Source organism: Nonomuraea sp. NPDC050540 (assembly GCF_044457485.1).
In the GTDB taxonomy this organism is placed as follows: Bacteria; Actinomycetota; Actinomycetes; order Streptosporangiales; family Streptosporangiaceae; genus Nonomuraea.
The window spans coordinates 97,465-116,749 of sequence record NZ_JBITHA010000004.1 but is presented as its reverse complement, the minus strand read 5'-3'; the positions used below and the strand labels follow the sequence as shown (position 1 = coordinate 116,749).

Sequence of the window (19,285 nt, the reverse complement as noted above, 5' to 3'; positions counted from 1 at the left end):
CGTTACAGCGTCGAGTTCAGCCAGTTCGCCAGGAGTCGGTGCCCATGATGGGACAGGATCGACTCTGGGTGGAACTGGATGCCTTCCACGGGTGCCGTGCGGTGGCGCAGGCCCATGATGACGCCGTCGGGGGTCCGGGAGACGACGTCCAGGACGTCGGGAACCGTGGCCGGGTCCACGGCCAGCGAGTGGTAGCGGGTCATCTCGACCGGGCTGGGCAGGCCCTCGTAGAGGGTCTTGCCGTCGTGCTCCACCTGGCTGGTGCGTCCGTGCATGAGTTCGGGGGCGGTCGAGACGGTCGCGCCGTAGGCGACGGCGATGGCCTGGTGGCCGAGGCACACCCCCAGCAGCGGCAGGCCGCGGTTCGCCGCGTGGTGGACCAGCGGGACGCTGATGCCGGACGCCTCGGGGGTGCCGGGCCCCGGGCTGATCAGCACCGCGTCGAAGGCGTCGGCGTCGGGCGGCAGCACCTCGTCGCGCGGGCGCACGTCGCAGGAGGCGCCCAGTTCGCGCAGGTACTGGACGATCGTGTGGACGAAGCTGTCGTGGTTGTCGACGACCAGCACCCTCGTCACGTGGAGCTCACTTTCTGACGGTGACCTCGTCGAGCGTCACCGCGGGTTCGAGCAGGGGAAAAACCACATACCAGAGTACGGCCGCCGCGATCGCGGCCAGGACCGCGGCCGTCAGGAGCCGTTTGCCCAGCGGGGCGGGGAGCTTGCGCCAGAGCCAGCCGTACATGTCAGACCTTTCGTTCCTCGGTCTCCTTGAGCACGCCGTAGACGATCAGCCGTTGGGCGGCCGAGTACTCGGGATGACAGGTAGAGAGCGTGATATATGAGCGGATGGGGCTGATGTCGGGCTTGCCGGGGACGGGGGCGATGATCTCGATCTCGTTGGGTTCGACGATGTCCTGGGAGGTGACCCGGTAGGTGTAGCGGGCCTCGCGGGCCTCCACGACGATCTCGTCGTCGCGCTGGAGCTCGTCGATCCGGTTGAAGGGCGCCGAGTACGTGGTCCGGTGACCGGAGACGACGAAGTTGCCCACCTGGCCGGGCAGGGCCGTACCCGGGTAGTGGCCCGGCCCCTTCTTCAGGTGGTCGGTCTCCACACCCTCCACCACCGCGTAGCGGTAGTCGCGGCCCAGTTTGGGGATGCGCAGCAGCGCCATCGCCTTCCCCAGCGAGATCTTCGGGATCTTGCCGTCGGCGGCCGGCTGCGCCGGAGTGGCGCTCTCCTCCGCGAGTTGCTGCTGCAGCAGGAGTTGCTGGCGCTGGGTGTAAGCGCTGGTGCCCCAGAGAAGGTAAGCGCAGAAGAGCAGCATGATCACGCCCGCCGTGATGCTCAGCTCGCCCACGCTCCGCAGGATGGCCCTCACCCGGCCAGGGTATTCGTGACTGATCCGGTTCCCTGGGGATCGCCATGTCATGCGCGTGGCGACTATCCTGGGCCACGCTTCAACTACGCTAACCACAGAGCCTGTGGACGATCCGGATGCCCCAGGCCCTCAGCAGGAGTTATCCAGTGTCCAAGCCCAAGGCTCGCAAGAAGGCGGTTTACACACCGCCGCAGAAGACCCAGCAGGTCAAGGTCAGCCCCCGCTGGCTGGCACCGACGATGGTGGGCACGTGGATCATCGGCATCCTGTGGATCGCCGTCTACTACATCGCGCCCGACGCGCCCTTCCTCGGCGACCTACAGAACTGGAACCTGCTGATCGGGTTCGTTTTCATCATCTTCGGTGTGGTGCTTTCCACCCGCTGGCGTTAGTTCTTTCCACAGTCTTTTCCACACCTGGGGAAAGTCAGCTCACGATCGCGGACGTCCGGAGCAACACGAGCACGCCGAGGACGACCACCGCCCCCACCACGGTCAGCGTCTGCACCAGGGCGCGGTTGTTCTTGGGGGCGTACGCCAGCGCCGCGGCCAGCGCGGATCCGGTGATCAGGCCGCCCACATGGCCGGTCCAGCTGATGTTGAACCCGGGCAGGAACGTGATCACCAGGTTGATCACGATCAGCACGGCGATGCCGCGCACGTCCATGTTGAGCTTACGGCCGACCACGAAGATCGCGCCGAACAGGCCGAAGATGGCGCCGGACGCGCCGACCGTCAGCGTGTCGGGCGTGTCGAGCCAGTAGCCGAGCGTGGAGCCGCCGAGCGCGCTGACGACGTAGATGGCCGTGAACTTCACGTGCCCGAAGGCGCGCTCCAGGTAGGGGCCGACGACGTACAGCGCCCAGCTGTTGAACAGGATGTGGAAAACTCCGCCGTGCACGAACGCGGCGGTGATCAGCCGGTAGTACTGCTCGCCGAAGGCGACGCCCATCGGCCACATCCCCAGGCGGGCCGTGACGGCGTTGCCGGTGAGGTACTGCGCGCCGAAGACCAGGATGTTGACCGCCAGGATGGCCCAGGTGACGTAGGGCGTGGTGACGACCGTGCCGCCGAAGGCCGCTTTGGCCTGCCGTACCCCTTTGTTGCCTTCGGCGACGCACTCGGGGCACTGGAAGCCCACGGCGGCGTCGCGCATGCAGTCGGGGCAGATGGGCCGGTCGCAGCGCTGGCAGCGAACCCAGGTCTCACGGTCGGGATGCCGGTAACACGTCGGCACCGCCTCGGCGGGATGCTCGGGCGGGCTGGGCGGCTGGCTGGTCATGCTCGCAGCCTACGGCCTGCAGCCCGCCCGACGCGCAAGCGAACTCAGGCGGGCTGGCGGTCGAACGTGAGCGACTCGATGACCACGTCCTGCACCGGCCGGTCGTTGCGACCGGTCGGCACCTTGCAGAGGGCGTCGACGACGTTCTTGCCCTCGATGACCTCGCCGAAGATCGTGTGACCCCCGTTGAGGTGCGGCTGGGCGCTCACGGTGATGAAGAACTGCGAGCCGTTGGTGCCCCTGCCCATGCGGATGCCCGCGTTGGCCATGGCCAGCAGGTACGGGCGGTTGAAGTTGTTCTGGGCGTGGATCTCATCGTCGAAGGCGTAGCCGGGGCCGCCGATGCCCTGGCCGAGCGGGTCCCCGCCCTGGATCATGAAGCCGTCGATGATGCGGTGGAAGATCGTGCCGTCGTAGAGCGGCTTGGTGGACTTCTCCCCCGTCTCCGGGTGGGTCCACTCGCGCGTCCCCTCGGCGAGTTCGACGAAGTTGGCGACCGTGTTCGGAGCAAGCTCAGGGAAGAGCTTGATACGGATCAGGCCGTGGTTTGTCTTCAGGTTTGCGATCAGCTTCTCAGCCACGAGACAGCTGCCCCCCTCTATGCACAGGGTTGGTTTTGTGGTGTTTTGATGTCGATGGCCCTCGGGCCGTTGGCAGCATCCTCCCACGGCTCACGATGATTGAGCCGCCTTGTACCGGGAAGGTCACGCTCCGGGGCCCCAATGACAGGGGAGGTTGTCGTGTCCCTGACACTTAGAAGACGCCGTGCGGTGATCGAAATACCCGATACATGGATGGGCCGCGTCAAGGCTCAGGCCGTGCAGGCGGGCCGCCGGCTCGCGCCGATGGCGGACCAGGCCAAAGTGGCCACCGCCCAGCGCATCGAAGATGCCCGCTACTGGGCAGCGCCCAGGTTGGAAGACGCGGCGCATCAGGTGGAGGATCGGCTCGCGCCGGCGGTCAGCACCATGCTGACCCAAGCCGCGCACAAGATCGATCCGACGCCCACGCCCAAGTCCCGCCGGTGGCCGGTGATCCTGCTGATGACCGGTCTGGCGGTGGGCGCCATGGGCTACATGTTCTACCGCCGCAACGCGCAGCAGTGGACTGACCACATGAAGGACTCCGCCTCGGACGCCTCACAGTGGGTGAACGACCGGGCGGAGAAGGCTGCCGACCGGGTCTCTGACACGGCGGACAAGGCCGCGGACCACATCTCGTCCACGGCCAACGAGGCATCTCGCAAGATGTCCTGATTTATCCGCAGAAAGCGCGCCACCTAGGGGTGGCGCGCTTTCTGCTACCCCAACCTGCCCCCACCCCCACACACTCCCCACCACCCGCTGCCCCGCACCCCAGACCCCCCACTCCAGACCCCACATCCGGGACCCCACGCCCGGCACCCCACACTTCCCAGCCCACTGCCCGGCACCGCGCGCTTTCCCAGCCTGCTGCCCGGCACCCATTGCCCAGCGCCGCACGCTTCCCAGCCTCGCGCCCCGGACCCCGGACCCCACATCCGGGACTTCACGCCCGGCACCCCACACTTCCCAGCCCACTGCTCGGCACCGCGCGCTTCCCAGCCTGCTGCCCGGCACCCCGCTGCCCGGCACCCCGCGCTTCCCGCCCCGCGCCCTGGGCACCCCGCGCCCGGACACCGCACTGCCCGAGCAGCGGCACAGCGCAGACCAGAGCGGGCAAGCCGGCGCGGGGCACGCGGGCCGGGCGGAGGGGCTGGGCAGGGGGTGGGCGTTGACGTTGTACCAAGCGCTTGCTACAACGCTGGCATGGCGCTCTCACCCCTGGACGACTACCCGATCCACCAAGCCCCCCAGGTCATGCGGCACGTGGCCACCTCCGACCGCAACTTCTACGACCGCTACTACTTCAACTGCCACGCCGCCACCGACGAGCTCATGCTCATCATCGGCGTAGGCCAGTACCCCAACCTGGGTGTCACCGACGCCTTCGCCTGCGTCAGGACGCAGCGGCTGCACCGGGTGGTCCGCGCCTCGCGGGAGCTGGGCGCGGACCGGATGAACACCGAGATCGGCCCGTTCCGGGTGGAGGTCATCGAAGGGCTCAAGCGGCTCCGGGTGCTGTTGGAGCCGAACGAGCATGGCCTGTCCTTCGACCTCACCTGGGAGGGCACGATCCCGGCGACCTTGGAGCCGCGCCACTTCGTGCGCTGGCAGGAGCGGGTCATGTTCGATTCGGTACGGATGGCGCAGACCGGACGGTGGTCAGGAAATATCCGGATCGGGGAGGAGGAGATCGCCGTCACCCCGGACCGCTGGCAGGGCACCCGCGACCGCTCCTGGGGCGTACGACCCGTGGGCGAACCCGAGCCGCCCGGCATCCAGTCGAAGAACCCGGGCACGTTCTACTGGCTGTACGCGCCCATGCAGTTCGACGACCACGCGATCCTCTGCATCATCCAGGAGGACGAGAAGGGCCGCAGGGTGCTGGAGGAGGCGACACGGGTCTGGTCGGACGGCCGGGAGGAGGAGTACCTCGGCCGCCCCGAATACCAGCCCGTCTACGCCCCCGGCACCCGTGACGTGGTCGAGGCCGTGATCGGGTTCTCCCCGCCCGGCGGCAAGCCGTTCGAGGTACGCGCCCGTCCGATCCTGCCCGTCCACCTCATGGTCGGCACCGGGTACGGCCTGGAGCCCGACTGGAAGCACGGGATGTACCAGGGTCCGGACCCGGTGGTCCAGGGTGTGACCTATACGCTCCCGGACGACGCGGCGCGCATGTGGGGCATGGTCGACGCGGTCGGCCGGTTCGAATACGACGGCCAGGTCGGGCACGGCCTGTACGAATACTGGGCCCTGGGCCCGCACCCAACCTTCACCTAGATCCCACACCAGAACCTCCCACCGCCCGTACTCCCCGTCCGTACGGCCGGCGCACGCCCCAGCCCGTCACCTGATCACGACGCACCACACCCAACTGATCGGCCACTGTCGGCCGTGGCCGGTCGCGGTCGGTCGCGGTCGGCTGCAGCCGGGCCGCTGTCAGGCGCGGCCGGTTGTGGTCAGACCGCTGTCGGTCTCGGTCGGGCGCGACCGGGCCGCTGTCAGGCGCGGTCGGGCGCGACCGGGCCGCTGTCAGGCGCGGTCGGGCGCGACCGGGCCGCTGTCAGGCGCGGTCGGGCGCGGCCAATCACGGTCGGTCGCCGCCGATCGTGGTCGGTCAAGACCAGCCGCGGCCGGTTGGCGCCGGTCGTGGTCAGACACGGCCAGTCACGACCAGTCGCGGTTGGCCACAGTCGGCTGCGATCGACTGTCGCCGGTCGTGGTCGACCACGGCGAGCCATGGCCGGTCCTAATCGATCGTGGCCAGTCATGATCGATCGGGGTCAACCGTGGTCGGTCGTGGTCGCCGGTGTGGACATGTCACCGGCGGGGCCGGTAGCCGGTAGCCGGTAAGGAATGGTTGCCGGTGTGGCTAGTCGGCCTTCTCGCACTTGATGGAGACCGTCTTGGCCAGTCCGTCCGCGGGCGGGGTGCCCATCACGTTCAGTGAAGGCTTGGAACCGGCCTCCGCCTGGCCGCCCTGGTCCGTGCCCTTTTCGGCCGGAAGGGCCGGCACCGCCTCCGTGAACTCCAGGACGCCGCCCTTGCCTGGGTCGTCGGCCTTCTCGGCGTCCTTGTCAGGGTTGAGCGTGGCGCCTTCGGCGGGCACGCTTTCCGCGTCGGCCCAGGTGGTGACCTTGCCGTCCTTGTCGATGGCGATCGCCTTGGTCGACTGGGTGAGCTCGGCGACGACCTTCCCGTTCTCGTCGGTGCAGACGACCTTGCCGCCTGCGCCGGGTGCGGGTGTCTCGTCGGCCATCGCCGATCCGGCCAGGGCGGCGAGCCCCAGCACGCCTACCGCACTGAGGACCATTACGCGTCGCTTGAACATGAATTCTCCTGTCGTGTGGGTCGGACGAGAACGAATCTGCTCTGCCGTACCTGAAGAGAGGCTGAAGGCGCCCTAAATGATCTTCAGGTTGGCTTTAGGTGGCTTGCTGCACTCTGAGAGGCGTGCGAGTGCTATTGGTTGAGGACGAGCAGCGGCTGGCCGACCTGGTGAAGGGCGGGCTGACCGGCGAGGGGTTCGCGGTGGACGTGGCCTATGACGGGCGCGACGGGCTGTGGATGGCCACCGAGAACGACTACGACGTGATCGTGCTCGACGTGATGCTGCCGCGGATGAACGGCTACGCCGTCTGCGCCAAGCTCCGTGAGGCGGGCAACTGGACGCCGATCATGATGCTGACCGCCAAGGACGGCGTCTACGACGAGGCCGAGGCACTCGACACCGGCGCCGACGACTATCTGGCCAAGCCGTTCTCGTACGTGGTGCTGCTGGCCCGGTTGCGCGCGCTGGTGCGGAGGGGCGGGCGGGAGCGGCCGGTGTCCATCACGGTCGGGGACCTCGTGATCGACCCGGCCGGGCTGCGCTGCCGCAGGGGTGAGACGGAGGTGTCGTTGACGCCGAAGGAGTTCGCGGTGCTGCACGGGCTGGCCAGGCGGGCGGGCGAGGTGGTGTCCAAGAGCGACCTGCTGGCCGCCGCCTGGGACTTCTCCTACGACGGTGACGCGAACATCATCGAGGTGTACATCAGCGCGCTGCGCCGCAAGATCGATCTGCCGTTCGGCAGGACGACCCTGGTGACGGTCCGCGGTGCGGGCTACCGGCTGGAGGCGGAATGACCGGCAACGGCGACACAACCCCCCACAATCCCCGGCCCCGCCCGCACACACCTCCTGCCCCCGAACTGCCCAAGACCACTCCGCCGGCCACGCAGGAGCACCAACCCGCGAGGGAAGACGAGACCACGCGGGACCAGCGGACCACGGAGGCGCGCCTAGACACTCCTGCGGGGGCGCACAAGACCGCACGGACGCCCCAGGGCACTCACGCGGACGCCCCGGCTGGGTGGGCGCGCCAAGACACTTCGGTTGCTCGGGGGCGGAAGGCCGGGCGGGCACACGCTGCTGCGGAGGAGCACGAAGGCGGGCGGGGGCGGAAGAGCGGGCGGGTGCGCATGGCCGTGGAGCAGCACGGAGGTGCGCGGGGGCGGAAGAGCGGGCTGGGGGGTCGGGCCGGGCGGGTTGCTCGGGGGCGTCAGGGGGTGCGGGGGCACGACGTGGCGCTGGAGCAGGGCGCGGGGAGGGTTCAGGGGGGTGGGTCGCTCGTTGCTCGGGTGCGGGAGGGGGCCTCGTCGGTACGGCTGCGCGCCACCCTTGCCGCCACCCTGGTAGTGGCCCTGGCTCTGGGGGTGACGGCGCTGGTGCTGACCCAGTCCATGCGCGGCAGTCTCCTGGCCAGTGTCGACGCGGACGCCGCCCGGCGGGCCGTCGAGGCGGCGCCCGTCCTGCAGGCGTCGGTGGCGCGGGGCGATGCCCAGAAGGCCGAGATGGCCACCCTGACCGACACCTCCGTGCCCTACCAGGCCACCATGGGCACCACCCAGCCGTACCAGACGACCCTCGTCGACCCGGACATCATGCTCAGTGCGGACGGCAAGACCTTCACCACCGCCTGGGAGCAGGTCGACGGGTTCCGAGTGGTGGGGATGTCGGTGGCCACCGAGGCGGGGCCGGGCATGGTGCTCGCGCGTTCCTCGCTGGCCCCGGCCGAGGAGGCGCTGACCACGCTCAACAGCGTGCTGCTTCCTGGCGTGCCCGCGCTGCTGCTGGTGGTGGCGGTGATGACGTGGCTGTCGGTGGGCCGGGCGCTGCGCCCGGTGGCGGCCATCCGGGCCAAGGTCGCCGACATCACCGCCCGCGACCTGCACCAGCGGGTCCCGGTGCCGAGTTCGGGGGACGAGATCGCCGCCCTGGCGACCACGGTCAACGGCACCCTGGACCGGCTGGAGACGGCGGTCGACCGGCACAAGGGCTTCGTCGCCGACGCCGCCCACGAACTGCGCAGCCCGATCGCGACCCTGCGGGCGAGGCTGGAGCTGGCCGAGCCGAGCGAGCTGACCGCCGAGGCCCTCGCCGACGTCGAACGCCTGCAGGCACTGGCCGGTGACCTCCTCCTGCTGGCCCGGCTGGACGCGGGCGAACCGCTCCAGGCAGCCGACGTGGACCTGGGCCAGATCGCCGCCGAGGAGGCCGTGCGGGTCGAGCGCCGCCCGGAGGTGGAGCTGAAGCTGGACGTGCAGCCGGACGTGGTGATCGAGGGTGTACGCGGCCACGTCGGCCGGCTCGTGACCAACCTGGCGAGCAACGCTGTACGGCACGCCGCCTCGGCGGTCGTGGTCCGGGTCCGCCGCGAGGGTACGACGGCGGTGCTGGAGGTCGAGGACGACGGGCCGGGGATTCCTGAGGGGCAGCGGGAGGCGGTGTTCGGCCGGTTCACCAGGCTCGACGAGGCCAGGGCGCGTGACGCCGGCGGCGCGGGCCTGGGCCTGCCGATCGCCAGGGACATCGCGACGCTCCACGGCGGCACCGTCCACGCCATCTCCGGGGGATTTGTCGCACGTTTCCCCATGAACCACTACGCCGATGCGGTACGTGTGGACGGTTGAAGGAGGCAACCATGCTCACACGCCGTGCCCTAGTCGCCCGCGCCACCCTCACCGGCGCCGCGACCGTGTTCCTGTGGCCAAGCCGGGCCGACGCGGACGCGCAGTCCCCAAGCCGGGCCGAGGCCGAGGCAGATGCGGAATCCGCCAAGCCCGTCCTGGCCCTCACGAAGAACATTCGTGTCGGCGGCGGACGGATCATCAAGAACACGTACGTGATCACCCAGCCGAGGAAGAACGTCTTCCGGTGCTTCAGCGCCAAGTGCACCCACCAGGGCTGCACGCTGGCGAGCGTCAGCCGTGGCACGATCAACTGCCCGTGCCACGGCAGCAAGTTCAACATCTCGACCGGCGCGGTCGTCCAGGGCCCCGCCACCCGCGCGCTCCCCCGCAAGAAGATCAAGGTATCGGGCGGCAAGATCAGGCTGGCGTGAACATCCTCGTGTAGGCGGAGGTGCGCTGGACCACGGTGAACCCGGAGCGCTCGTAGACGCCGAGCGCCCCGGTGCCGTTGTCGGCGTCGACGCTGAGGCCGGCTCTGCCGTACCCCTGACTCTTGAGCTCGGTGAGGGCGTGTGAGATGAGCGCGCTCGCCACGCCCTTGCCGCGCCAGGGCGCGAGGGTGCCGATGATCTGGATCCACGCCTCGCGCACGCCGGTCACGGCGGTGTCGGCGGCGAAGTAGTGGGTGATCAGGATGCCGACGACCTCGTCGCCGTCGAGGGCGAGGAAGGAGCCCTCCGGGACGAAGGCGCGGGTGCTGGTGATCTTCTCCGTCCAGCTTTCCGGGGTGTGGGGGGTGGTGCCCCAGTGGCCGCTGAAGGCTTCGTTGCGCACGTTCAGAGCGCCCGCGTCGCGGTCGGGGGTCCAGGTGGTGAGGCGCAGTCCGGCGACGGGCGGGCGGGACTCGATCTCCGTGGCCAGGTCGCGTTCCATCTGGAAGAACCAGCGCGCCTGGGCGAAGCCCCTGCTCTCGAAGAGCTTCGCCGCCCAGATCTGCGTGTCGCGGGTGTGGACCTGGACTTCGAGCGGCTTTCCGGGGTACGCGCGCTCGTGCAGACGCGGCGCGGCCTCGACGGCCCAGTCGAGGATGCGCGTGCCGAGGCCGGTACGGCGGTGCTCGGGGTGGACGCCGGCCCACAGCCCCATCCGGTGCACTTCCGGTGCGGTCTGCCTGATCGGGAGGAAGGCGAAGGCCACGAGGCGGTCGCCGTCCCTGGCCGCGAGCGTGCCTTCGGCGAGGTCGACCAGCGGGCTGGTGAGGCTCTCGGTGAGGTCTTCTGCGCCGTAGTTCTCGCCGTCCTGGTCGACGGCCTGGATCGCGGCGGTCAGTTCCGCCCACCGTCCGGCGTCGTCCTTGCGCAGCGGCCCCCACGTGATGCTCATGGTGCGGCAGCCTAAGCCAGCGTGGTCGAACACCCCAAACGATTTCCCAGCTGGACAAGCCGCTCGGCGAAGCCCTTTCTGGTGGACTCCTTGAAGCCGACGAAGAAGCGGTTGGCGAGCGGTACGCCCCAGCGCATCCAGGTCGCCACGTTGAAGACGCGGTGGACCAGGAGCGAGCCCAGCGGGTGCGGCTCGACGCTCCATTCGCCCCGGTACCACCAGCCGCCCTGGAAGGCGATGGTCCGCCCGGCGACCTCGACGGTCGAGGTGTGGCCGGGGAAGTCCTCCACGGTGAAGCGGCCTTCCTCGTGGCCGTCGGGCAGCAGGCTGCGCGCCAGGTCGTCCCAGACCTCGGCGCCCGGGGCCTCGACCACGCCGGACACCTCGGTGATGAGCTTCTTCATGGTTTCCTCCTATTCGAGGGTCTTCTCCATCAGCTCGCGCGCGAGCGTCCCCTGCCAGGACAGCTCGCCCTTCTCCAGCCGCGCGATCAGGCCGTCCATCCAGGACAGCTCGGCCTGGCTCAGCGTCCGCTCGTAGTCGACCTCGATCATGAGCAGTTCGGGCAGGCCGCTGTCGCGCATGGCGGCGACGTGTCCGTCCATGGCGGTGATCAGCCCGCGTACCGAGGCCGCCCTGGCCCGCAGCGCGTTGAGCGCCTCGGGCACGGGCAGGCAGCCGATCAGCGAGACCGCCGCGGTGAACGCGCGGCGGTCACCGCCGGGGCTCTGCAGGAGCGACCTGAGCCGGGTGGACAGTTCCTTGCGGCCTTCGTCGGTGATCTCGTAGACCGTCCGCTCGGGGCGGCGGCCCTCCTTGGTGGTCTCCACCGCGACGATCAGCTCGTCGCCGGTGAGCTTCTCGACCGCGTGGTAGAGGCTCCTCGGCAGCCCGGTCACGTAGTCCTTGTGCGTGTCGACGATGAAGCGGTGCAGCTCGTACGGGTGGCTGGCGCGTACCGAGAGCATGGCCAGCACCGTCAGGCCCACCAGATCGGGACGGCGCGCCATGTTGCCTCCTTCTATATTGCATTATGCACTAGTGCGTGCCGCCTAGTCGAGTTGTTTGAAGGCGCGCTCGATCGCCTGGCGGGCCACGTCCTCCGGGTAGGGGAAGCGGCCGATCAGGTCGCGCAGGCCCTCGGCGTGGGCGCGGCGGGCCAGTGCGGCGACCTCGGCCAGCTCGTCACGCTGGCCCCGCGCGAAGGCGCGGTCGACGACCGCGCCGTGACCGGGCACGATCACGGGCTCCGGCAGGCCGGCCAGCATCGCGGACATCGTGACCGGCCAGTCGAGCGGGTAGGAGTCGCCGAAAGCCGGCGGCGCGCCCTCCTCGACCAGGTCTCCCGCGAAGACCACCCCGGCGTCCGGCACGTGCAGCACGATGTCGTTGTCGGTGTGTCCCCGCCCGAAATACCGCAGATGTACGGCCCGCCCGCCGATGTCGAGCGTGGCCCGGTCGGTGAAGGTGTGGTCGGGCACGACCAGGTCGATCTCCTCGATCTCCGCCCGCCGTTCCTCCGCCACGAAACCCAGCACGCCCGCCCGCTGCGCCTCGCCGCCGGACCGGATCTCCTCCGCGCACCGGGCGTGCCCCCAGATCTCCGCGGGCAGAAACATCGCGTTGCCGAAGAAGTGGTCCCAGTGGGCGTGGCTGTTGACCACGGTCCACGGGTCCGGCGTGATCCGGCGGACGGCGGCGATCAGGTCCGTGGCCTCCCGGTGGGACATGCGGGTGTCGAACACCAGGCAGTGCCCGTCGCCGACGACCAGGCCCACGTTGAGGTCGACGGACTCGTGCCTGCGTACGAAGACCCGGTCACCGATCTCCTGCCACTGCTCGTTCACGCGCCCGTCCCGAAGGTCAGCTCGGGCCGTTCCCAGGTGATCCTCGGCGGCTTCGGCGGCGACGTGCCCACACGTACCGCGCCCATGCGCAGGTAGAAGGCCTCGGCGGGCGGGTGGGAGACCACCCGGACCCGGGTCAGCCCGGCCGCGCGGGCCTGGTCCAGCATGTGCTCGACCAGGCGGCGGCCGAGACCCGTGCCCTGCGCCCGGTCGGCGACGAACAGCAGGTCGAGCTCGTCGCCGACCAGGGCGTAGAAGCCGAGATGGTCGTCGGTGGTGAAGACCGGGTGGGCGGCGAGGTAGGCGGCGGTGACCTGGTATCCCTCCAGGATCGTGGCGTACTCGCCGTGGTAGGCGCTGGAGGCGTGCATGAGCGCGGTGAGCGCCCCGGCGTCGCGGGGCTCGGCGCGGCGGATCGTTTCAGGCATGGTCTGGCCTATGTTGTCGAACATGAGCTATGGCTTCCAAGTGAGCGTCGACGCGGCCGACCCGCACGCGCAGGCCGACTGGTGGGCGGACGCGCTCGGCTGGGAGGTGGAACCCCAGGACGCCGACTTCATCCGCGACATGGTCTCCAAGGGGTTCGCCACCGAGGCCGACACCATCGTGCACGACGGGCAGCTTCGCTGGCGGGAAGGCGTGGCCATCCGGAGTGAGGGGCATCCGCGGGTGCTCTTCCAGCTCGTGCCCGAGGCCAAGACCGTCAAGAACCGGGTCCATCTCGACGTCCAGGTCGGTCAGGACAACGTCGAGGCGGAGGTCGAACGGCTGACCGCCAGGGGCGCGAGCTTCTCCCACCGGGGACGGCAGGGACCGCACTCCTGGGTGACGATGACCGACCCCGAGGGCAACGAGTTCTGCGTCACCTAGTGAGGTAGGCCAGCACGGCCAGCACGCGGCGGTGACCGTCCTGCGTGGGCGGCAGGTCGAGCTTGGCGAAGATGCTCGCGATGTGCTTGGCGACGGCCGCCTCGGTGACCACGAGTTCCCTGGCGATGGCGGCGTTGGCCCGGCCTTCGGCGATCAGCGACAGCACCTCGCGCTCGCGCGGGGTGAGCCGGGAGATCGGATCGCGGCGGCGGCCGAGCAGTTGCCGGACGACCTCGGGGTCCACGACCGTGGCGCCGGCGGCGACCCGGTCGAGGGCGTCGGCGAACTCCTTCACGTCACCGACCCGGTCCTTGAGCAGGTAGCCGACGCCGGTACCGGTCTCCAGGAGCTCGGCGGCGTAGGTCTGCTCGACGTACTGGCTGAGCACGAGCACGGGCAGGCCGTCGCGCCGCAGTTCCAGGGCGGCGCGCAGGCCCTCGTCGGCGAACCCCGGCGGCATGCGCACGTCGGTGACCACGATGTCCGGCGCGTGCTCGCGGACCGCGGCGAGCAGGGCGTCCGCGTCGCCGACGGCGGCGGCGACCTGGTGGCCGAAGCGTTCGAGCAGGCTCACCAGGCCCTCACGCAGGAGGACGGCGTCCTCGGCGATGACTACGCGCACGGGATCTCCGCTCTGATGGTGGTCGGGCCGCCGGGCGGGCTGGACAGGGACAGTCTGCCGCCGACCACGTCGAGCCGGTCGGCCAGCCCGGTGAGCCCGGTTCCCGCCGCCGCGTCGGCGCCGCCGCGGCCGTCGTCGGTGACGGCGATCGACACGCTTTCGCGCGATTTTTCCACTCTTATCGTGATGTTGGTGGCGTTGCTGTGCTTGGTGGCGTTGGTGAGGGCTTCGCTGACCACGTAGAAGGCGGCGATCTCCACGGGCGGCGGGAGCCGTACGTCCAGATCTGTCTTGATGGTCACGGGGAGGGCCGAGCGCGCGGCCAGTTCGCCGACGGCGGCGGCCAGGCCGCGGTCGGTCAGCACCTGGGAGTGCACCCCGCGGATCAGTTCGCGAAGTTCGGCCAGCACCTGCTTGGCCTCGGCGTGCGCCCGGTCGAGCGTACGCGCCAGCGGGGCCTCGTCGGGAACGTCCAGCCTGGCCAGCCCGAGCGTCATGGTCAGCGCGACCAGCCGCTGCTGCGCCCCGTCGTGCAGGTCGCGCTCGATCCGGCGCCGTTCGACCTCGAAGGCGTCGACCAGCCGCGCCCGCGACCGCCTGACCTCCTCCAGTTCCGCCCGCTCGGGCGCGAGCACCGCCCTGACCATCGCCGCGCGCGCCCCCGCCCAGGCCGTCAGCACGTACGCCCCCACGGGCACCAGCGCCACTCCCACGAACGAGGCGGCCACCGCGATCGCCCCCGCCGCCTCCGGCTGCACCACGGGCGAGAGCACCAGCAGCGATGGCCCGCCCACCGCGACGCCGACGATCGCCAGGTCGATCCACCAGAACGCGACCAGCGTGAGCACGGCCAGCCCGATCTCGCGCCGCCGCTCCCGGGTCCCGGGCACCGGCGACAGGTCCACCAGCCGCATCCGCCACCGCTCGAAGCGCGACACGAACGGCCCGAACGCCACCAGCGCGACGATCCCGGCACCCGCCGCGGCCCACCCCGGCAGCACCTCGGACACCGCCGCCACCACCAGCGGCACGACGCAGAAGACCGCGCCGGCCAGCAGGTACGCCAGCGCCCGCCAGGGCCAGGACGAACGCAGGAACGGCAGCGGCCGGGAGCCGAGCGCTTCGAGGGCGGAGGTGCTCACCCCGCCAAGGTAGCCAGAGAGCGGAAACCTAAATTTAGGTCAATGACAAACTTGAGTCCGTCATGCCAAAATGGCGGCATGACGACAGGGCTCCGCGCGATGAAGAAGCAGCAGACCAGGGAGAACATCTCCCAGCACGCCACCAGGCTCTTCCTGGAACGCGGCTACGACAAGGTGACGATCGCCGACGTCGCCACCGCCGCGCAGGTGGCCAAGATGACGGTGACCAACTACTTCCCCCGCAAGGAGGACCTGGCGCTCGACCTGGGCGACGCGTTCGTCTCCGGGCTGGCGCGCACGGTCGCCGAGCGGGCGGCCGGCCGGTCTGCGCTGGCCGCGCTCCGTGCCGCCTTCCTGGCCGCGGTGGAACGCAAGGACCCGGTGATCGGCTTCGCTCCTTTGGAGTTCGCCCGGATGATCACCGACAGTCCCGCGCTGGTGGCCAGGCTCCGCGAGTTCCACGACGAGCGCGAGGCCGCCCTGGCCGCCCGGCTCGCGGCCGAGACCGAGCCCGGCTTCCTGCCCCGGCTCGCGGCGGCGGAACTCGGGGCGGCGCACCGGCTGCTGTTCGACGAGACGCTGGCCCGGGTGCTCGACGGCCAGGACCACGACGCGATCGCCGCGGCGCTGACCGAGGCCGGGCGCATGGCCTTCGACCTGCTGGAGCCCTCCCTGGGGACCTATGCGGTTGCCGCGGATGCGTAGCCGGGACGAGCTCACCGCCGACTACGCCGCGTTCCAGACCCGGGGGCGGCGGGCACTGCTCGACGGCGAGGCCACCCACGACCTGCCCTTCGCCGAAGGAAGCCCGCGCTGGGGCATGACCACCGTCCTGCGCCCGACGGGCCCCACGCTCGACCGGCTGGAGTCGCTGGCCAGAGCGGCGGGCGCCGCCGCCGGCCCCGGCCACTGGACTCACGGCCGCGGCGTCCTGCACGTCACCCTGCGCTCGCTGGAGCCGTACCGGCGGGTGATCCCCGCCGCCGACCCGGCCCTGCTGACCTACGCCGCCGCCCTGCGCTCCGCGGCCCGGGGGCTGCCGCCGGTGCGGATGCGCGTCGAGGGCGTCAGCCCGCACGCCGGTGGCGTCCTGGCCTTCGGCTATCCGGAGGACGACACGATCTGGACCCTCCAGCGGCGGTACGCCGAGGCGCTGGGGGCACGCGGGGCGTTCGAGTCGTGGCCCCGGGAGCGCTGGTACATCAGCCTGGTCCACTTCGCCGCGCCGCTGACCGACCCCAAGAAGGTGGTCGCCTGGTGTGACGACCACGCGGGCGAGGCACCGGGCACCACCGAGATCCCCGCCGCCGACCTCGCCCACGCCACCATCAGCGGCCCGCACGTCCGCCTCACCACCCTGGAACGGGTCATACTGGACAGATGATGATCGCCTTAACCTGGGTGACCCTCGGTTTGGTGGCCGCCAACACCGTCGTGGCCGCGTACGTCATCTTCTTCGACCGCTTCCCGCCCTGGACCCCCTGGTTGCGCAGGCACCACTTCAACCGGATCAGCGGCTGGGGAAACCTGCTGGTGTCGGCCTCACTGGCGCTGAACATCATCGCCGCGCACATGGAGTTCTCCTATCCGATCACGGCGGCCGCTCTTCTGTGTCTGGTGGGGGCGGCGGTGCTCTGGTACGTGGGCGGGACTAGAAGCTCGTCCCCAGCAGGCGGGCCACCTCCGCACGGTCGTTGACGCCCAGCTTGTCGTAGACCGCCTGCAGGTGGTTGGCGGCGGTGCGCATGGACAGGGTGAGGCGGTCGGCGATCTGGCGGTTGGTCAGGCCGGCCGCGGCGAGCTGGACGATCTCCCGCTGGCGCGGGGTCAGGTCCGGGGTGGCGAGTTCGACCAGGGCGGGGGTCGTGACGCCTGGGCAGCGCCGGGCCAGGGCCCAGGCCCGGGTCTGGGCGCCCTTGGCGGCGGAGCCGCGGCCCATCCGGCGGTAGGCGGCGGCCTCCTGCGCCGTGGCCTCCGCGGCGTACAACACCATGCCGAGCGACTCGAACTCGGCCGCCACCGCGCGCAGGCCGGGCGGGTCGTTGCGGGCGGCGGCGTGGGCGTGGCGGGCGCAGATCTGGGCGAAGGGGCCCTCCATCCGGCCGGCCAGCTCGTCCAGCGAGCCGGTCACCAGGTCGGCGGCGCCCATTCTGACGACGTCGTGCAGGGCGAGCATCCGGTAGCCCAGGTAGGGGCAGTCGGCGGCCATGGACAGCGCCGTGCGCACGGCCCCGTCGAGGTCGCCGTCGGCGGCGGCCAGCCAGGCCTTGGCCAGCAGCACGGGCTGGAGCGTGTAGTTCCAGCATCCGGCCAGTTCTTCGGCTTCGGTCAACGCCTTTCTGGCGGTTTCCAGGTCGCCCAGCAGCGCCGCCGAGTGGGCCAGTTCGGCCAGGCACCTGCCCAGGTACGGCGAGCGGGCGCGCAGCCGTACGACATCCTCGCGGCACCAGCGCAGGGCGGCGGCCACGTCGCCGCGCAGGCGGCAGATCCGCGCGCGGTAGGCGCCGAACCCGCAGACCGACAGGTCCGGCGCGGCCAGTTCGGTGCCCTGGACGGCGATGCGGGCGGCGTCGGCGAGCTCCCCCGCGAACAGGTGGGCCGCGCACCGCGCGTCCAGCATGACCGGCAGCGCGTGCGGGGCCCGGTCGCGCCAGGCGTCCGCGCCGGCCATGGCACGTTCCACGACGGACACGCAGCGGGCGCTGCGGCCGGAGTGGGCGCTCACCCAGGACTCCAGCGCGGCCAGGTGCCCGCTGCCGCGCGCGGTGTCGGGGGCGAGGTCGCGGGCGCGGGTGAGCGTGCGCCCGGCGGCGTCGAGGCGGCCGGTGAAGAAGTCGACGACGCCGCGGTAGACGAGCAGTTCCTGGCGCCAGGCCGGGTCGGCCAGTGTGTCGGCGGCGCCTTCGAAGACGCGGCCGGCCTCGTGGGTGTCGCCGGACCAGAGCATGTTGACGCCGAGCGCGAGCGCGTGCTGGGCGCGTTCGGCGTCGGTGGCGCCGGGCCCGTCCTGACGGCGCAGCACCTCCTGCGCGCCGCCGGTGTCGCCGAGGATCGTCAGCACCTGCCCGAGCAGCGCGACCGCCTCGATGCCGGCGCCCGCCTCGACCGCGGCCCGGCCGAGCCGGGCGGCCAGGTGCGGGTCCTGGCGCCCCCACGCCAGGTGCGCGGCGACCAGGAGCATGCGCGGGTCGGCGGGCGAGCCGCTGTCGAGCCGCCACACGGCCGCGCGCAGCATGTCGTCGCGCCCGCGCATCCCGCTGGCCTCCAGCGACTCCGCCAGCGTGCGCAGCCGCCGCCGGGCCCTGAGCGTACGGCAGCGCCCCCGCACCACCTCGCCATAGAGCGGATGGCCGAGCCGCATGCCGGGTCCGTCGGCGACGATGAGACCGCGGTCCTCCACCCGTTCGACCGCGCCCGCCGAGGCCATCGTGACCAGCAGGTCGGTGCCGAGCGGTTCGCCGAACGCCACGAGCTCCAGCACCTCGCGCTCGTCCGGGTCGAGATGCCCGATCCGCTCGCTGACCAGCTCGCGCAGGCGGGTGGTCATCGACAGCCCGCCCCGCCAGCGCCACTGGCCGCCCTGCTCGGCCAGGCAGCCGATGTCGCGCCCGGCGTGGACGAGCTCGCGCAGGTAGAGCATGTTGCCCTCGCTCACCCTCGCCAGGTGGCGTACGGTCTCGGCCGCCACGTCACCGCGCAGCGCCGCGGTGAGCGCCCGGCCGACCTCGTCGCGGGTCAGCGGCGCCAGCTCGATCCTGGTGACCAACTCCTCCTTCCAGAGGGCGGCCACCGGCTCGGGCACGGGCTCTCCGGTCCGCACGGTGACCAGCAATGCCGCCTCGCCGCGCGTGGCCAGGTAGTGCAGCAGCGCGGCGGAGGCGGCGTCCAGCCGGTGCGCGTCGTCCACGGTGACCAGCAGCGGCGCCTGTCCCGCCCGGGTCCGCAGATGCCGGGCGGCCCAGCCCAGCAGGTTCTCGCCGCCGTCCGGCGGCCCGCCCAGCACGTGCGCGAACGCCCCGAACGGGATCATCGCCGCGGTCTCCGTGCCCAGGGCCCGTACCACGCAGTGCTCCGTCAGGCCCGCCGCCGCCTCGGCCGCCAGCCTGCTCTTCCCCACTCCGGCCTCGCCCGCGATCATCGCTCCCGTGCAGGATCGCAGCGCCCGGTGGACGGCGGCCAGCGGGCCCTGCCGTCCGATGAATGGCCATCGATTGCTCATCGCAGCCCTCC

General features: G+C 71.0%; 24 protein-coding genes. 10 read left to right on the top strand and 14 right to left on the bottom strand.

All coding sequences use genetic code 11. The annotated features are described in order from the left end of the window. Positions 1-2: 2 nt before the first annotated feature. Genes ACIBI5_RS15065 through ACIBI5_RS15055 form a run of 3 tightly spaced genes read right to left on the bottom strand, consistent with a single transcriptional unit; the run spans position 3 to position 1,378 of the window. On the bottom strand, positions 3-575 hold the full coding sequence (locus tag ACIBI5_RS15065; protein WP_397247042.1) for an anthranilate synthase component II: 573 nt from the start codon (positions 573-575) through the stop codon (positions 3-5). A gap of 7 nt (positions 576-582) precedes the next feature. Beyond that, positions 583-741 (bottom strand): hypothetical protein, encoded by a 159-nt coding sequence (locus ACIBI5_RS15060; RefSeq protein ID WP_397247041.1) that lies wholly within the window; start codon positions 739-741, stop codon positions 583-585. A gap of 1 nt (position 742) precedes the next feature. Next, entirely contained in the window at positions 743-1,378 is a 636-nt protein-coding gene (locus tag ACIBI5_RS15055; RefSeq protein ID WP_379615698.1) for a class E sortase, read from the bottom strand. 116 nt (positions 1,379-1,494) lie between these two features. On the opposite strand from ACIBI5_RS15055, the gene ACIBI5_RS15050 reads away from it, so the two are divergent. Beyond that, a complete protein-coding gene (locus tag ACIBI5_RS15050) occupies positions 1,495-1,770 on the top strand; it encodes a cell division protein CrgA (protein WP_397247039.1) in 276 nt (91 codons plus the stop codon). 34 nt (positions 1,771-1,804) lie between these two features. On the opposite strand, the gene ACIBI5_RS15045 is transcribed toward ACIBI5_RS15050, so the two are convergent. Together ACIBI5_RS15045 and ACIBI5_RS15040 are read right to left on the bottom strand one after the other, a co-directional pair. Next, positions 1,805-2,659: a rhomboid family intramembrane serine protease gene (locus ACIBI5_RS15045; protein WP_397247037.1), complete on the bottom strand. Its 855-nt coding sequence runs from the start codon at positions 2,657-2,659 to the stop codon at positions 1,805-1,807. A gap of 44 nt (positions 2,660-2,703) precedes the next feature. After that, a complete protein-coding gene (locus ACIBI5_RS15040) occupies positions 2,704-3,240 on the bottom strand; it encodes a peptidylprolyl isomerase (protein WP_397247036.1) in 537 nt (178 codons plus the stop codon). Between the two features lie 159 nt (positions 3,241-3,399). Between ACIBI5_RS15040 and ACIBI5_RS15035 the strand changes: the two genes are divergently transcribed. Together ACIBI5_RS15035 and ACIBI5_RS15030 are read left to right on the top strand one after the other, a co-directional pair. After that, positions 3,400-3,915 carry a hypothetical protein gene (locus tag ACIBI5_RS15035; RefSeq protein ID WP_397247034.1) on the top strand — a complete coding sequence of 172 codons (516 nt, stop codon included), beginning with the start codon at positions 3,400-3,402 and terminating at the stop codon, positions 3,913-3,915. A 531-nt stretch (positions 3,916-4,446) separates the two neighbouring features. After that, positions 4,447-5,520, top strand: a complete 1,074-nt coding sequence (locus tag ACIBI5_RS15030; protein ID WP_397247032.1) for a hypothetical protein — start codon at positions 4,447-4,449, stop codon at positions 5,518-5,520. Between the two features lie 592 nt (positions 5,521-6,112). Here ACIBI5_RS15030 and ACIBI5_RS15025 read toward each other — a convergent pair. Next, positions 6,113-6,571 (bottom strand): hypothetical protein, encoded by a 459-nt coding sequence (locus ACIBI5_RS15025; RefSeq protein ID WP_397247031.1) that lies wholly within the window; start codon positions 6,569-6,571, stop codon positions 6,113-6,115. A 122-nt stretch (positions 6,572-6,693) separates the two neighbouring features. Here ACIBI5_RS15025 and ACIBI5_RS15020 point away from each other — a divergent pair, with 122 nt between their 5' ends. The 3 genes from ACIBI5_RS15020 (at position 6,694) to ACIBI5_RS15010 (ending at position 9,622) form a co-directional block, all read left to right on the top strand. Continuing rightward, complete coding sequence (locus tag ACIBI5_RS15020; protein ID WP_184959038.1) at positions 6,694-7,365, top strand: response regulator transcription factor; 672 nt, start codon at positions 6,694-6,696, stop codon at positions 7,363-7,365. A 494-nt stretch (positions 7,366-7,859) separates the two neighbouring features. Continuing rightward, positions 7,860-9,191: an ATP-binding protein gene (locus ACIBI5_RS15015; RefSeq protein ID WP_397247029.1), complete on the top strand. Its 1,332-nt coding sequence runs from the start codon at positions 7,860-7,862 to the stop codon at positions 9,189-9,191. A gap of 11 nt (positions 9,192-9,202) precedes the next feature. After that, positions 9,203-9,622, top strand: coding sequence for a Rieske (2Fe-2S) protein (locus ACIBI5_RS15010; protein WP_397247027.1), 420 nt, complete (start codon positions 9,203-9,205; stop codon positions 9,620-9,622). Here the strand turns inward: ACIBI5_RS15010 and ACIBI5_RS15005 are convergent. The 5 genes from ACIBI5_RS15005 to ACIBI5_RS14985 are packed head-to-tail and all read right to left on the bottom strand — an operon-like array spanning position 9,609 to position 12,849. Further along, positions 9,609-10,574 (bottom strand): GNAT family N-acetyltransferase, encoded by a 966-nt coding sequence (locus ACIBI5_RS15005; protein WP_397247026.1) that lies wholly within the window; start codon positions 10,572-10,574, stop codon positions 9,609-9,611. The genes ACIBI5_RS15010 and ACIBI5_RS15005 overlap by 14 nt on opposite strands. An 11-nt stretch (positions 10,575-10,585) precedes the next feature. Beyond that, positions 10,586-10,978 carry a hypothetical protein gene (locus ACIBI5_RS15000; protein WP_397247024.1) on the bottom strand — a complete coding sequence of 131 codons (393 nt, stop codon included), beginning with the start codon at positions 10,976-10,978 and terminating at the stop codon, positions 10,586-10,588. A gap of 9 nt (positions 10,979-10,987) precedes the next feature. Continuing rightward, positions 10,988-11,584 (bottom strand): PadR family transcriptional regulator, encoded by a 597-nt coding sequence (locus ACIBI5_RS14995; protein WP_397247022.1) that lies wholly within the window; start codon positions 11,582-11,584, stop codon positions 10,988-10,990. 42 nt (positions 11,585-11,626) lie between these two features. Next, positions 11,627-12,421: an MBL fold metallo-hydrolase gene (locus ACIBI5_RS14990; protein WP_397247020.1), complete on the bottom strand. Its 795-nt coding sequence runs from the start codon at positions 12,419-12,421 to the stop codon at positions 11,627-11,629. After that, positions 12,418-12,849, bottom strand: a complete 432-nt coding sequence (locus ACIBI5_RS14985; RefSeq protein WP_397247018.1) for a GNAT family N-acetyltransferase — start codon at positions 12,847-12,849, stop codon at positions 12,418-12,420. The genes ACIBI5_RS14990 and ACIBI5_RS14985 overlap by 4 nt, the downstream gene beginning before the upstream one ends. 22 nt (positions 12,850-12,871) lie before the next feature. Here ACIBI5_RS14985 and ACIBI5_RS14980 point away from each other — a divergent pair, with 22 nt between their 5' ends. Continuing rightward, entirely contained in the window at positions 12,872-13,291 is a 420-nt protein-coding gene (locus ACIBI5_RS14980; RefSeq protein WP_397247016.1) for a VOC family protein, read from the top strand. Here ACIBI5_RS14980 and ACIBI5_RS14975 read toward each other — a convergent pair. Next, positions 13,284-13,913, bottom strand: coding sequence for a response regulator (locus ACIBI5_RS14975; RefSeq protein WP_397247015.1), 630 nt, complete (start codon positions 13,911-13,913; stop codon positions 13,284-13,286). The genes ACIBI5_RS14980 and ACIBI5_RS14975 overlap by 8 nt on opposite strands. Next, positions 13,904-15,055, bottom strand: a complete 1,152-nt coding sequence (locus ACIBI5_RS14970; RefSeq protein ID WP_397247013.1) for a sensor histidine kinase — start codon at positions 15,053-15,055, stop codon at positions 13,904-13,906. The genes ACIBI5_RS14975 and ACIBI5_RS14970 overlap by 10 nt, the downstream gene beginning before the upstream one ends. Before the next feature lie 78 nt (positions 15,056-15,133). Between ACIBI5_RS14970 and ACIBI5_RS14965 the strand changes: the two genes are divergently transcribed. Genes ACIBI5_RS14965 through ACIBI5_RS14955 form a run of 3 tightly spaced genes read left to right on the top strand, consistent with a single transcriptional unit; the run spans position 15,134 to position 16,753 of the window. Then, complete coding sequence (locus ACIBI5_RS14965) at positions 15,134-15,760, top strand: TetR/AcrR family transcriptional regulator (RefSeq protein WP_397247011.1); 627 nt, start codon at positions 15,134-15,136, stop codon at positions 15,758-15,760. After that, positions 15,753-16,439 carry a hypothetical protein gene (locus ACIBI5_RS14960; protein WP_397247010.1) on the top strand — a complete coding sequence of 229 codons (687 nt, stop codon included), beginning with the start codon at positions 15,753-15,755 and terminating at the stop codon, positions 16,437-16,439. Before ACIBI5_RS14965 ends, ACIBI5_RS14960 begins: the two co-directional genes overlap by 8 nt. Beyond that, on the top strand, positions 16,436-16,753 hold the full coding sequence (locus ACIBI5_RS14955) for a hypothetical protein (protein ID WP_397247008.1): 318 nt from the start codon (positions 16,436-16,438) through the stop codon (positions 16,751-16,753). Before ACIBI5_RS14960 ends, ACIBI5_RS14955 begins: the two co-directional genes overlap by 4 nt. On the opposite strand, the gene ACIBI5_RS14950 is transcribed toward ACIBI5_RS14955, so the two are convergent. After that, complete coding sequence (locus ACIBI5_RS14950) at positions 16,707-19,274, bottom strand: LuxR C-terminal-related transcriptional regulator (RefSeq protein ID WP_397247006.1); 2,568 nt, start codon at positions 19,272-19,274, stop codon at positions 16,707-16,709. The two genes, ACIBI5_RS14955 and ACIBI5_RS14950, sit on opposite strands and share 47 nt — an antisense overlap. Positions 19,275-19,285: the final 11 nt, after the last annotated feature.